The following is a 12,211-nucleotide window of genomic DNA, read 5'->3' as shown; positions in this document are numbered from 1 at the left end:
GGAATTGGCAGGTGTTCAGGGGCTGGCCCGAGGGGCCCGGGCCGGCGGCCCCGCGTACAGGTCGATGACCTCCGAGATGGCGCTCTGACACACCGCGCAGAACGGCACCCTATCCCGGGTGAACATCACGCAGTCGAGCTGGGGCCGGTAGTACCCACGTGACTCGTACATGGCCCCCTCGAAGGCGCCCACCCGGCCCGAGTACTTCTGCGAGGACAGGAACTTCTCCTCCCAGTCCCGCTGGGCCACGAAGAGGGCGTCCATGTCCGACTCCGGCTTGCGCTGGGCGCGAATCTGGCGCCGGCGCTTCTGCACGTCGTTGGCGTGGTTCTCGTACCCCTCCTTGTTCCACGGCGTGGGGAGGGGCGTTCCCGGTGACACCAGGTGCTTCCATTTCACCTGCTCCGAGTCATGGAGCGCGGTGACGTTCTTCTCCCAGGGCTCCAGCCGGTCCGCGGCGGGCGCGTAGACGGACTCGGAGGTGTAGTACTCGTCGGCCAGTCCGGCGAAGTGGTGGCCGAACTCGTGGACGAAGACGTACGGCGCCCACAGGCTGTCGGAGGCCACCGTGCCGTAGAGGCCGAAGATGCCTCCCCCTCCGTAGGTGTTGCCGTTGGCCAGGATTTCCACGAACTCGTAGGGGGCGAAGGCGGCCGTCTCCCGGAAGGCCTTGTTGTCGAAGGTGAGGATGTAGCGCTCGCTGCCGAAGGCGTCATAGGTGGCGCCGAGGGGCGAGCGCCGGTGGAGGCCGGTGGACGGCCGGGAGATGCCGGACTGCGCGGCGGCGGGCATCAGGCCCCACACGTTGAAGTCCGCCTTGCGCTCCTTGAAGGGAGAGAAGGTGAAGAGGATGTCCACCATGCGGCGGGCATCCTTCTCGAACTCGGGGCGCTCGGCCTCGGTGTAGCCGTCGCCGAGGATGAGCAGGTCCACCTTCTGCTCCGGCGGTCCGTTCTCCAGCAGCTTCAGCAGCGGGCCGGGCGCGGGGGGAGAGGACGGGTCCACGAACATGCCCTTCGGGTCCACCACCACCGACCACACCTCACGGAAGGCATTCTGCGCGTCGCGCTTCTTGAGGAGCACCTGGACGGGCCGCTCCGGGGCGGGGAAGCGCAGCGACTCGTGGAAGGTGCGGTTCATGCTCCGCGCCTCGGTCGTGATTTCCCACTCGCCGTAGATGGAAGCGAACCCGCGCGAGAACAGGAGCCGGTTGGTGGCGCGCTCCTTCACCTCGAAGAGGTACTTGCCGAGGTTCGTCTCGTCGATGGCGCGCGCGGGATGGCCGGGCCAGGGGAGCGGCTCGATGACCACCCGGTCGAGACTGAAGCGCTCCTCCGTGGCGTTGCCGGTATGGAAGTAGTCGACGCGGAAGGTGCGAGGGGCCGCGGCGGAGGCGCTCGTGGCCAGCAGCAGGAGGAGAAGGGCACGCATCATGGGCGCACTCTACGCGCCCGGACCGGGATGAGGTGCCCTCCGGGAGGGGCTCAGAAAGAGCCGGACAGGGTGGCGGACGCGCCCTCTCCATCCGCCGCGACGCCCACCGAGACAGGGGGCGGAGGGGCCGAGGAGGGGGACAGCAGGTAGAGCACGGCGCCCGTGGTGATGGCGACGCCTCCTCCGACGAGCAGCCCCGTGAGGACATTGCCCTTCTGGGCCAGTGAGTTCCGAATTTCCAGGGCCTCCTTGTCGGTGGACAGGATGCGGCCGTTTTCGAGCCGCTTCTCCAGGGCGTTCAGGTCCTTCTGGGCCAGCATCCGCACGACGCCCGCGCCGCCCAGCGCGGCCACGCCCGCTCCGAGCGCCACGTAGGACGCCTTGCGCATACCCGAGGTGGGGCGGGAATCCACCGAGCCCGTCACGCCCTCCGAGAGGCGGTCGGGCGCGGTGACGTCCAGCCCGCCCGGATGGGAGCTGTTCGGCTGTTCCCAGGGGGCCTTGCCATTGGCGTTCATCACCACGAGGTTGGATGGGGAGCGGCCGGTGGTGACGAAGTCCACCAGGGCGGAGAGGGCCTCGGCCGGAGCGTCGAGCCCCTGCGTCTTGAAGCCACCCTCGCGCAGCTTCTGCCCACCCTCGACGTTGAGTACGGTGGCGGCGAACCACTTCGGTCCGCTGCTGGGGCGCTCCAGGCGGACGACGATGACCTCCTCCACACCCAGCGTGCCGCCCAGCCGGACGGCATGGCTGAGCGCGCGCTCATCGTTGCCGTCGGCGGACGCGAGGCACGGGAAGGGACTGGCGGACACGGAGCCCTCGTAGGCCACGTCGACGAGCAGGGGTGTGTCAGCGCCCTGGACCTGCACCTGGCGCGGGAAGCTGGTGGTGGTGCCCTTCACGAGGGTGAGCTCGTAGGTGCCGGCGGGCACGTCGAGCGTCAGTGGCGTCTGCCCCACCTTGAGCCCGTCGAGGTACACGTCCGACGAGGGCAGCGTGGACCTCACGGACAGCTTCACCTTGCGCGCCCGGGCCAGCTCGCGGCGCAGCTTGTCGAAGGACTGCCGGACGGAAGGGGCGAACTGGTCCGGGTCGAGCTCGTAGTCCTGCTGGAGGCGCAGCACGTTGCGGAACGCGGTGTCGCTCTCCTTCTGCTTGCCCATGGTGCGGTAGTTCAGGCCGTGGAGGAGCTGGGCCTCCACGTAGAGCTTCCAGCGCGTTTCACCCACGGGGAGGCGGTTGATTTGCTGGAGGGCCTCGTCGGCGGCCTGGGCGGCCCTCGCGTTGCGACCCTCGTAGAAGTGGTCCAGGGCGGTCTCGAGCTGGCGCTGGAGGTCCTCGTAGCTCCGGGAGGACTGCGGGAAGAGCCGCTCGCTGAACGCGGTGGCGCTCAGGGTGTCCTGCTCGGGGCGGGACGCGAGGGTGTCCAGGAACGCCTTGGCCTGGCTGCCCAGCTCCGCGTCCTTGCAGTCGCCGCTGGCCACGACCATGCGGCGCGGGGCCGCGTATGCCAGCGCCGGAATCAGGCACGCTGCAATCGTGAGTGTGATTCGCATCTCGTTCGTCCTCGGCGTGGTATCGGCGAGCGTCTGTTTCACCCGAGCCGGTTGCAGGGGGCGTTCCGTCGGCCACCCGACAGACGGCCGCACATACCAAGCCTGCCCGCCTACCTTCAAACCACCCGCCTCCCCAGGAAAACCCCAGTCCTTCCAGGTCCTTACCTACCCATACCTGACGCCCTCGGACACGGGGCTCCCGTTACCCGGCCCACGGAGCCGTGGATCATCCCCGTCCAGGCCCTGGACCCCCGTCCCGTTCAGGAACCTCCCCGCATCCTTGATAGGGCCGCTCCGCCGCCTGCCCTCCCGGGGAGCTTGCGATGGCCGGGTGCGTCGCAGCGTGCCATCCCCATCTTGGCGAGGGGTTGGGCTCACAGGGGGACCCATGAAGCGTGCATGGAAGAACCAGGTCGTCGTCATCACCGGGGCGTCGAGCGGCATCGGCCGCGCCACGGCGCTCGCCCTGGCGAAGAAGGGCGCCCACGTGGTGCTCGCCGCCCGCCGCGAGGAGCCGCTGGATGACCTGGCCCGCGAGTGCGAGTCCCACGGCGTGCGCGCCCTCGTCGTCCCCACCGACGTCTCCGACCCCGCCGCCGTGCGCCACCTCTCCGCCGAGGCCCTCCGCGCCTTCGGCCACTTCGACGCGTGGATCAACAACGCCGGCGTCTACCTCATGGGCAGCCTGGAAGAGACGCCCGACGACGCCTTCCGCCAGCTCATGGAGACCAACTTCTTCGGCACCGTCACCGGCACGCGCGTCGCGGTGACGCAGTTCCGCCGCCAGGGCCAAGGCACCCTCGTCAACGTCTCCTCCACCTTCGGCGCCGTCGCCGCGCCCTGCGTCAGCGCCTACGTCGCCTCCAAGCACGCGGTGCGCGGCTTCTCCTCCTCCGTCCGCCAGGAGCTGCTCAACACCGGCATCGACGTGTGCACCGTGCTCCCCGCCGCCATCGACACGCCGCTGTGGCAGCACACCGCCAACTACACCGGCTGGCGCGTCCGCCCCGTGGAGCCCATCTACACACCGGAGCGCGTCGCCCGGGCCATCCTCCGCGTCCTCCGGGAGCCCAGGCCTGAGGTCATCGTCGGCCCCGCCGCCCGCGGCTTCGCCGCCATGCACGGCCTGATGCCGCGCACCTTCGAGCGCACCATGCGCGGCGTCACCCATGCCCAGCACTTCGAGAAGGTGCGTCAGAGTCCCACCTCCGGCAGCCTCTTCCGCCCCATGGCCGAGGGCACCGGTACCTCCGGGGGCTACCGCGCGGCCGGCAAGCAGTGGCTCCGCCGGCTGCTGCTCGCGGGAGGAGTGGCCGCGGCGGCCGTGTCCCTCCGTGGGGGAGGGGCCGGACGGAGACTCGGAGTGCGTGTCGCTCACGCACTCGCGCGCTGAGGGTCATTTTCATGTCACGACGCCCTCCAGGGTGAGGCGCCGTGACCGGGCCATGACAATGCCTCGGGAGAGTCCGCCCGCCATGACCGACATCGCCGTCCTCGTCAACCTGCGTGCACGCCGGGGCTCCGAAGGAGTGGGGGGCCTCGTGGAGCGCTTCCTCCCCCGGGCGCGCGTGGCGCTCACCCGCTCTCTCGAGGAGGCGCGAGCCTGGATTTCCGACACCCTGCGGCCCAACCCGCCCTCCCTGCTGCTCGCCGGAGGGGGAGACGGCACGATTACCGGGCTCCTCAATGAGCTGCGCACGGCGGGCGTGGCCCTGCCGGCCATCGGCGTGCTGCCGCTGGGCACCGGCAATGCCTGGGCCCGCGTCACCGGCGCGCCCCGTCCCGCGCTGGCGCTGAAGCAGATCGCCGCGGTGGGCGAGCGCCTGCCGCCCCTGCGCCCCTTCGCCCTGGTGCGCGTGGAGGGCAAGGTGGCCCCCTTCGCCGGCACCGGCTGGGACGCGGAGATGATTCAGGACTTCAAGAACCAGCTCTCCGTCGCCGGGCCGCTGCGTGGCACCCAGGCGGGCCTGCGCGGCTACCTCGGCGCCATGTTCACCCGGACGATTCCCCGCCACGTCTTCGGCGACGGCAACCCCCAGGTGTCCGTCTACAACCTGGGAGACACCGCGCTCACCGTGGACTCGCGGGGCGCGGTGCAGCCGGTGCCGCACGGGGACAAGGGCGCGCTGCTGTACCGAGGGCCCGCGGGCGTGGCCGGCGCGGCCACCACGCCGGAGTGGGGCTTCGGCTTCAAGGCCTTCCCCTTCGCCCAGGCGGTGCCGCACCGGCTCTCCGTGCGCGTCTACGGCGGCAGCGTGCTGGAGGCCACGCGCAACATGTTCCGCCTGTGGCGCGGCGAGCACCCCATCCCTCACATGCACGACTGGTTCGTCCAGCGCCTGCGCATGGACTTCGACCGCGAGGTGCCCTTCCAGATGGGCGGCGACGTCATCGGCATGCGCCGCTCGGTGGAGTTCGACCTGGCCGAGGAGAGCGTCCAGCTCGTCGACTGGCGCCAGCTCTCGCGCATGGTGCGGGTGTAGCTCCACGCCAGCTTGACCCGGGTGTGCGTTGGACACTATGCCGTGCGTCCAACGCCCGCGAACGGATGGAGCCGTGAGCCACACCTACGAGTACCCAAGGCCGGCGCTGACGGTGGACTGTGTCGTCTTCGGCCAGGATGAAGACGACCTGAAGGTGCTGCTCATCCAGCGCGGCGTGGAGCCCTTCGCGGGGCGCTGGGCGCTGCCGGGCGGCTTCGTGCGGATGGACGAGTCCCTGGACGCCGCCGCGCGCCGCGAGCTGGAGGAAGAGGCCGGCATCCGCCCCGCGCACATGGAGCAGCTCTACACCTTCGGTGCGCCGGACAGGGACCCGCGCGGGCGCATCGTCACGGTGGCGTACTTCGCGCTGGTGAAGCTCAGCGACCACCGGTTGCACGCGGCCACGGATGCACGCGAGGCGGCATGGTTCTCCGTCTGGGACACGCCGAAGCTGGCGTTCGACCACGCGGACATCCTCGCCACCGCGCTGCAGCGGCTCAAGGGCAAGGTCCGCTACCAGCCCATCGGCTTCGAGCTGCTGCCGCCCAAGTTCACCCTCACCCAGCTCCAGCGGCTGTACGAAATCATCCTGGAGCGGCCGCTCGACAAGCGGAACTTCCGAAAGAAGATTCTGGCCATGGACCTGCTGGAGGAGCTGGACGAGGTGGAGCAGGACGTCTCCCACCGCGCCGCGCGCCTCTACCGGTTCGACCACAAGAAGTACAAGCAGCTGGAGAAGGCGGGCTTCAACTTCGAGCTCTGACCGGCCCCGAGTCCTCCGCGCCGGAGTGTGCATGGGCCCACGGTGGCCCTGCCCTCCGGTGCCGACGCCCTCGATTGGTTTGACAGGGTGTAATTTGGACACTATGTTGGTGTTGTAGATACACGAACCCGGAACAAGGCACCGCCCGCGCCACGAGAGGAGAGGCGCGCCCCGGTACCCGCTCCAGGGGCGTGAGACGGCCGCGGCCCGTGGGGAGGCCACGGGTGAGGCGTGCCGTCCTCTGTGAGTCATCCCGCCGTTCGTGCCCGACAGAGGGCCACGGGAGAGCCATGTCCGCGCTGCCCTTCGACATCGCCGCCGCCTCGGTGCAGGGCCGGGAGCACGCTCGGGCGGGGCGCAACAACCAGGATGCGCTGTGCGTGCGCGCCAGCGAGCACGGGCTGGTGGCCGTCGTCGCGGATGGGTGTGGCAGCCAGCCGTGCAGCGAGCTGGGCGCGCAGCTCGGCGTCCGGCGGCTGGTGCGGGCGGCGCTGCTGCGGCTCGAAGAGGGCGAGCGCGTGGACGAGGCCACCTTCCTCCCGGGCCTGCGCGAGGACGTGCTGTGCCTGCTGGGCGAGCTCCGCGGCGACCTGGGCCGCGACGCGCTGGGCGACTTCCTCTTCACGCTGGTGGGCGCGGTGGTGACACCCACGAAGACGCTCGTCTTCTCCGCGGGGGACGGAGTGTGGGCGCTCAACGGCGAGGTGCATCCGCTCGGGCCCTTCCCGGGGAATGCGCCGCCGTACCTCGCCTACGCGTTGATGGGTGGGAATGACGTGCCGCTGGCCTCGCGGGCGCTGGTGCCCACGGAGGACGTGCACGCGTTGCTGCTCGGGACGGACGGAGTGGTGGACCTGTCGCGGCTCGCCACGGCGCGAATCCCGGACAAGGACGAGCCGGTGGGCCCGCTGTCACGGCTCTGGACGGAGGACCGCTACTTCGCGAACCCGGATGCGCTGCGGCGGCACCTGGCGCTGCTCAACCGCGAGTCGGTGCGTGCCGACTTCGAGGCCCGGCGCGTGGTGCGCACGCCGGGACTGCTGCCGGACGACACCACGGTGGTGGTGCTGCGCCGCCACATGGGGAAGGCGTGACGCCATGGACGTCTGGCTCGAAGGGAAGCGGGTGAAGGTGAATCCGGCGAGCGCCCTGGGCAAGGGCGGCGAGGCGGACGTGTTCGACCTGGGGGACGGACGCGCGCTCAAGCTGTTCAAGCCGCCCGAGCACCCGGACTACACGGGGCTGCCGGCGGAGCAGTCCGCCGCGCGCGCCCGCCTGGACCAGCACCAGCGCAAGCTGCGCGCCTTTCCCGCCGGCCTGCCCGGGCACGTGGTGGTGCCGGAGGCGCTCGCCACGGACAAGAAGCAGGGCAGGGTGCTGGGCTACGCCATGCGCAAGCTGGACGCCGTCGAGCCGCTGCGCCGCTTCGGTGAGCCGTCGTTCCGCCGCGCGGGAGCCACGTCCGCGCGCGTGGTGGAGGTGCTGCGCGGGCTGTACCGGACGCTCGAGGCCCTGCATGCGTCGGGCGTGGTGGTGGGCGACTTCAACGACCTCAACGTGCTGGTGGCGGGCGTGTCGGACGCGTATCTCATCGACGCGGACAGCTTCCAGTTCGGCGCGTTCCCCTGCCAGGTGTTCACCGAGCGATTCCTCGACCCGCTGCGGCTCGGCGGTGGTGGTGGTGCCGGTGGCCTGGTGCCCACGCGGCCCCCGTCCGTGGAGAGCGATTGGTATGCCTTCACCGTGTCGGTGATGCAGAGCCTGCTGTGCGTGGGCCCGCACGGAGGCGTGCACAAACCGAGGACTCCGGCGGCGAGGACGACGCCCGCGGGCCGCGTGCTCCAGCGCATCACCGTCTTCCATCCGGAGGTGCAGTACCCCAAGCCCGCGCTGCCGCTGGCCACGCTGCCGGACGCCGTGCTGCACCACCTGCACCGCGTCTTCGTGGAGGACCTGCGCGGAGCCTTTCCTTTGCCCTTGCTGGAAGGACTGCGCTTCACCGCGTGCGCCTCGTGCGGAGTGGAGCATGCGCGTGGCGTGTGCCCCACGTGCCAGCCGAATGCCACGGCGTCCGTCACGCCCGTCACCTCGGCGCGCGGGCAGGTGACGGCGACGCGCCTGTTCTCCACGCGCGGAGTGCTGGTGCACGCCTGTGCCGAGGACGGCGTGTTGCGCTGGCTGTACCACGCGGACGGGGCGTACCGGCGCGAGGACGGGAGCGTGGTGCTGCGTGGACCGCTGGACCCCTCGCTGCGCTGGGCGCTGCAAGGGGACGTGACGCTGGTGGGGCGGGGCGGGGAGCTGGTGGTGCTGGCACCGGGACGCGCGGCGGAGCGCGTGGGGGTGGACGCACCCGAGGGACGTCCCGCCTTCGCCGCGAACGCGAGGCACCGCTACTGGGCGGTGGGCGGCGGGCTGTGGCGGGATGGGGCGTACGGGCCGGAGCGCATCGGCGACGTGCTCGAAGGACAGACGCGGCTCTTCGTGGGGCCCCGCTTCGGGCTGGGGTTCCACCGCGCGGGTGGGCTGCGCGGGGCTTTCGTCTTCGACGTGGGACGCTTGGGATTGAAGGACGGACTGGCGCTGCCGTGGCCCTCGGGACAGCTCGTGGAAGCGGAGTGTGTCTTCGACGGGCCGAACGCGTGGCTCTTCCTGACGGAGGAGGCCGGCGGGCGCACGGTGCACCACTGCGTGGTGGTGGGCTCGGACGGGGCGGTGCGTGCGAGCGCGGTGGCCGAGGCGGGGGATGGCTCGTGGCTGGGCAACGGTGCGCGCGGCCGGTGTGCGGCGGGGGAGGCGCTCTTCGTCGCCACGGATGCGGGGCTCACGCGGGTGGAGCTGCGGCAGGGGCGGCTGGAGGCCGTGCGCGAGTTCCCGGATGCCGAGCCCTTCGTGGACTCGGGCAGCCACCTCTTCCTCGCGAAGCAGGGGCTGGTGGTGGTGGGGCGGCAGGACATCGCCGCGCTTCGGATGACGTGAGTGGAAGGAACGTTTCTTCAACGCGCGCGGGCCCGGGGCCTTCGCGCCACACAGAGGGGGCAGGACGATGAAGACGCAAATCAAGGAGTTGCCGCTGCCGGGGTTCTACCGGGCGGACCATGCGGGGCAGTTCGGCTACGGGCCGAACGCCGGGAAGATCCAGGAGGCCGCCGCCACCTGGCGGGCCGCGAACGACCTCTCGGTGGCCGCGACGGACACGTTCAACCTGCACCTGCTGCTCATCGACGTGCAGAAGGACTTCTGCTTCCCGGAGGGCTCGCTCTACGTGGCGGGCCGCAGCGGGCGCGGGGCCGTGGACGACAGCCGCCGCATCGCCGAGTTCATCTACCGCAACCTCGGCGCGCTGACGAACGTGACGGCGACGCTCGACACCCACTTCGCGTACCAGATTTTCTTCCCGTCCTTCTGGGTGGACCAGGACGACAAGCCGCTCACGGCGTACCGCGAGGTGACACGCGAGCAGATTGAGCGCGGGCAGGCGAGGCCGAACCCCGCGGTGGCGAAGTGGCTGTGCGGCGGCAACTACCCGTGGCTGTTGAAGCAGGTGAAGTACTACTGCGAGGAGCTGGAGCGGGCGGGGAAGTACACGCTGTACCTGTGGCCGCCGCACTGCCTGCTGGGCAGCGACGGGCACGCGCTGGCGGGCGTGGTGCAGGAGGCGCGGCTGTTCCACTCGTACGTGCGTGGCATGCAGTCCTGGGCGGAGGTGAAGGGCGGCAACCCGCTGACGGAGAACTACTCGGTGCTGCGGCCGGAGGTGCTCGCCCGGCATGACGGGCAGCCGCTGGCGCAGCGGAACACGCAGTTCCTCAAGACGCTGCTCACGGCGGACGCGGTGGTGATTGCCGGCCAGGCGGCGAGCCACTGCGTGAAGAGCTCCATCGACGACCTGCTGGGGGAGATTGTCGCGCAGGACGCGGCGCTGGCTCGCAAGGTGTACCTGCTGACGGACTGCATGTCGGCGGTGACGGTGCCGGACGGGAAGGGCGGCTTCGCGGCGGACTTCACGCCGCAGGCGGAGGCGGCGCTGAAGCGCTTCGCGGACGCGGGCATGCACCTGGTGAAGTCCACGGACCCGCTGGCGAGCTGGCCGGACCTGCGCATCGCGTGAGCTGAGCCGCGGGGCCGGAGGCAGTCGAACGAAATGGACATGCCCTCGAGAAGGGCGAAGGAGTGGGAGTCATGAGCAGCAAGGCGAGCGGTGGGAATGGCAGTGGCGTCCAGAAGCTCTTTCAGGATGCGCACGCGGAGGGCGTGCTGAGCCCGGCGGGGTTGCAGGCGCTGACGGTGGTGGACCTGGGGGCGCAGATTCAGGCGGGGCTCGGCGTGTGCGTGGAGGACGTGCAGGCCAGCGAGGTGGTGCTGGTGACGGTGATGCCGGATGACTCGGGGAGCATCTCGACCGCGGGGCACGAGAAGACGGTGTGTGATGGGCACAACCTGGTGCTCGACGCGCTGCTGGCGAGCAAGCAGAAGGACGGCGTCCTCTTCCACACGCGCTACCTGAATGGGACTGTGCTGAACCCGTTCCGGCCGCTGGAGGACGTGGTGCGGATGCACTCGGGGAACTACCGGGCGGACGAGGGCACGCCGTTGTACGACCAGACGGTGGTGCTGCTGGGCACGGTGCTGGCGAAGTCGCAGGAGTTCAGCGGCAACGGCGTGCCGGTGCGGACGGTGACGCTGCTGATTACGGACGGCGCGGACATGCACTCGCAGAAGGCGAAGGCGCGGGATGTGGCGGCGCTGGTGAAGGACCTTCAGCGGGCGGAGAGCCACATCGTCGCGGCGATGGGCATCGACGACGGGAGCACCGACTTCCGCCGCGTGTTCCGGGAGATGGGCATCGAGGACAAGTGGATTCTGACGCCGGGCCAGAAGGCGCAGGAGATTCGCGCCGCGTTCCAGGTCTTCAGCCAGAGCGCGGTGCGGGTGAGCCAGGGGGCGGCGAGCTTCAGCAGGACGGCGCTGGGGGGCTTCGGGCGGTAGGTCCGTGGGGGCGGCACGCCTGGATGTGGGTCGCCCAGGCTCGCTGAGTTGAGGGGCGCTCGAGGGAGGGACGCGGTATTTTGTCTCCGTGGACGACTACCTCAAGGTTCTCCTGCTGGTGGGCAGCCGACTCGAGCAGGCCGGCATCCCGTACATGCTGAGCGGTTCCACCGCGATGAACTTCTACGCGCGGCCACGCATGACTCGGGATGTCGACCTTGTCGTCGAGCTTGGGTCCACCGACGTGGGGAGAATGGTGTCCCTCTTCCAGGAGGACTTCTCGATTGACGAGCAGGAGATTCGTGAGGCGCTTGCCCGCCAGTCTCTCTTCAACCTCATTCACTTCGAGACGGTGGTGAAGGTTGACTGCATCGTTCGCAAGAGAAGCCCGTACCGTCCGTCAGGAGGAGTTCAAGCGAAGGCGGGCCATCGAGGTCCAGGGGCAGCGTATCTGGCTCGTGTCCCCTGAAGATCTGGTTCTCTCCAAGCTCTATTGGGCGCGTGACAGTCTCTCCGAGTTGCAATTGGGCGATGTGCGCAACATCGTAGATGCGGTACCTGCCCTGGACTGGGCGTACATGTCCCATTGGGCCCGCGAGTTGGGAGTCGAATCTCTGCTGGAGAAGGTGAAGCGATGAACGACACCCTGCCACGTGCCGAGGCGCTCGTTCGCACCTTGTTGCTGCGACGATCCGGGGAGGAGCGTCTCAAGATGGGCGCGGACATGTTCTCCGCCGCTCGCGCGCTCATCGCCGCGGCGCTGCGGGAAGAAGGACTGGTGCCCGGCTCTGTCGAGTGGAAGCTCAGGCTGCTGGACCGGACCTACGGCTCGGAAATCTCGCCCGCACAGCGCCAGCGCCTGATTGATCGCTGGCGCTCTGAAGCCGCTCCACGGGCGGACTCGCCCTGACTCACTCCGGCCGGTAGATGTGCGCGGTGGGCTCCCTTGTCGAACCGTGTCGTGCTCACCATCAATGCCCGGAGAG

Annotated in this window: 11 protein-coding genes; 9 read left to right on the top strand and 2 right to left on the bottom strand. The window is 70.0% G+C overall.

Annotation, left to right across the window (positions count from 1 at the left end; translation table 11 throughout):
- Nucleotides 1–15: 15 nt before the first annotated feature.
- Nucleotides 16–1,434 carry an IgA Peptidase M64 gene (locus K8638_RS33710; RefSeq protein WP_223758796.1) on the bottom strand — a complete coding sequence of 473 codons (1,419 nt, stop codon included), beginning with the start codon at nt 1,432–1,434 and terminating at the stop codon, nt 16–18.
- Nucleotides 1,435–1,484: 50 nt separating this feature from the next.
- Complete coding sequence (locus K8638_RS33705; RefSeq protein ID WP_223758795.1) at nt 1,485–2,990, bottom strand: PEGA domain-containing protein; 1,506 nt, start codon at nt 2,988–2,990, stop codon at nt 1,485–1,487.
- 388 nt (nt 2,991–3,378) lie between these two features.
- Here K8638_RS33705 and K8638_RS33700 point away from each other — a divergent pair, with 388 nt between their 5' ends.
- From K8638_RS33700 to K8638_RS33660, 9 genes are all read left to right on the top strand, one after another.
- Complete coding sequence (locus K8638_RS33700) at nt 3,379–4,383, top strand: SDR family oxidoreductase (RefSeq protein ID WP_223758794.1); 1,005 nt, start codon at nt 3,379–3,381, stop codon at nt 4,381–4,383.
- An 82-nt stretch (nt 4,384–4,465) separates the two neighbouring features.
- A complete protein-coding gene (locus K8638_RS33695; protein ID WP_223758793.1) occupies nt 4,466–5,473 on the top strand; it encodes a diacylglycerol kinase family protein in 1,008 nt (335 codons plus the stop codon).
- A gap of 73 nt (nt 5,474–5,546) precedes the next feature.
- Nucleotides 5,547–6,236, top strand: a complete 690-nt coding sequence (locus K8638_RS33690) for an NUDIX domain-containing protein (protein ID WP_223758792.1) — start codon at nt 5,547–5,549, stop codon at nt 6,234–6,236.
- Nucleotides 6,237–6,526: 290 nt separating this feature from the next.
- Nucleotides 6,527–7,330, top strand: a complete 804-nt coding sequence (locus K8638_RS33685; protein ID WP_223758791.1) for a protein phosphatase 2C domain-containing protein — start codon at nt 6,527–6,529, stop codon at nt 7,328–7,330.
- A gap of 4 nt (nt 7,331–7,334) precedes the next feature.
- Nucleotides 7,335–9,215, top strand: a complete 1,881-nt coding sequence (locus tag K8638_RS33680) for a hypothetical protein (protein ID WP_223758790.1) — start codon at nt 7,335–7,337, stop codon at nt 9,213–9,215.
- A 67-nt stretch (nt 9,216–9,282) separates the two neighbouring features.
- Nucleotides 9,283–10,347 carry a nicotinamidase gene (locus tag K8638_RS33675; RefSeq protein ID WP_223758789.1) on the top strand — a complete coding sequence of 355 codons (1,065 nt, stop codon included), beginning with the start codon at nt 9,283–9,285 and terminating at the stop codon, nt 10,345–10,347.
- A gap of 71 nt (nt 10,348–10,418) precedes the next feature.
- Nucleotides 10,419–11,225 carry a hypothetical protein gene (locus K8638_RS33670; protein WP_223758788.1) on the top strand — a complete coding sequence of 269 codons (807 nt, stop codon included), beginning with the start codon at nt 10,419–10,421 and terminating at the stop codon, nt 11,223–11,225.
- Between the two features lie 88 nt (nt 11,226–11,313).
- Nucleotides 11,314–11,694, top strand: coding sequence for a hypothetical protein (locus K8638_RS33665; protein ID WP_223758787.1), 381 nt, complete (start codon nt 11,314–11,316; stop codon nt 11,692–11,694).
- 165 nt (nt 11,695–11,859) lie between these two features.
- On the top strand, nt 11,860–12,135 hold the full coding sequence (locus K8638_RS33660) for a hypothetical protein (protein WP_223758786.1): 276 nt from the start codon (nt 11,860–11,862) through the stop codon (nt 12,133–12,135).
- Nucleotides 12,136–12,211 lie beyond the last annotated feature (76 nt).

The organism is Myxococcus sp. RHSTA-1-4 (assembly GCF_020037125.1).
Classification (GTDB): Bacteria; Myxococcota; Myxococcia; order Myxococcales; family Myxococcaceae; genus Myxococcus.
This window is presented reverse-complemented; position numbering and strand designations above follow the sequence as displayed.

Coding starts and splice junctions, on each gene's coding strand:
- K8638_RS33710 (WP_223758796.1), bottom strand. CDS start 1,434: ATGATGCGTGCCCTTCTCCTCCTGCTGCTGGCCACGAGCGCCTCCGCC.
- K8638_RS33705 (WP_223758795.1), bottom strand. CDS start 2,990: ATGCGAATCACACTCACGATTGCAGCGTGCCTGATTCCGGCGCTGGCA.
- K8638_RS33700 (WP_223758794.1), top strand. CDS start 3,379: ATGAAGCGTGCATGGAAGAACCAGGTCGTCGTCATCACCGGGGCGTCG.
- K8638_RS33695 (WP_223758793.1), top strand. CDS start 4,466: ATGACCGACATCGCCGTCCTCGTCAACCTGCGTGCACGCCGGGGCTCC.
- K8638_RS33685 (WP_223758791.1), top strand. CDS start 6,527: ATGTCCGCGCTGCCCTTCGACATCGCCGCCGCCTCGGTGCAGGGCCGG.
- K8638_RS33680 (WP_223758790.1), top strand. CDS start 7,335: ATGGACGTCTGGCTCGAAGGGAAGCGGGTGAAGGTGAATCCGGCGAGC.
- K8638_RS33675 (WP_223758789.1), top strand. CDS start 9,283: ATGAAGACGCAAATCAAGGAGTTGCCGCTGCCGGGGTTCTACCGGGCG.
- K8638_RS33670 (WP_223758788.1), top strand. CDS start 10,419: ATGAGCAGCAAGGCGAGCGGTGGGAATGGCAGTGGCGTCCAGAAGCTC.
- K8638_RS33660 (WP_223758786.1), top strand. CDS start 11,860: ATGAACGACACCCTGCCACGTGCCGAGGCGCTCGTTCGCACCTTGTTG.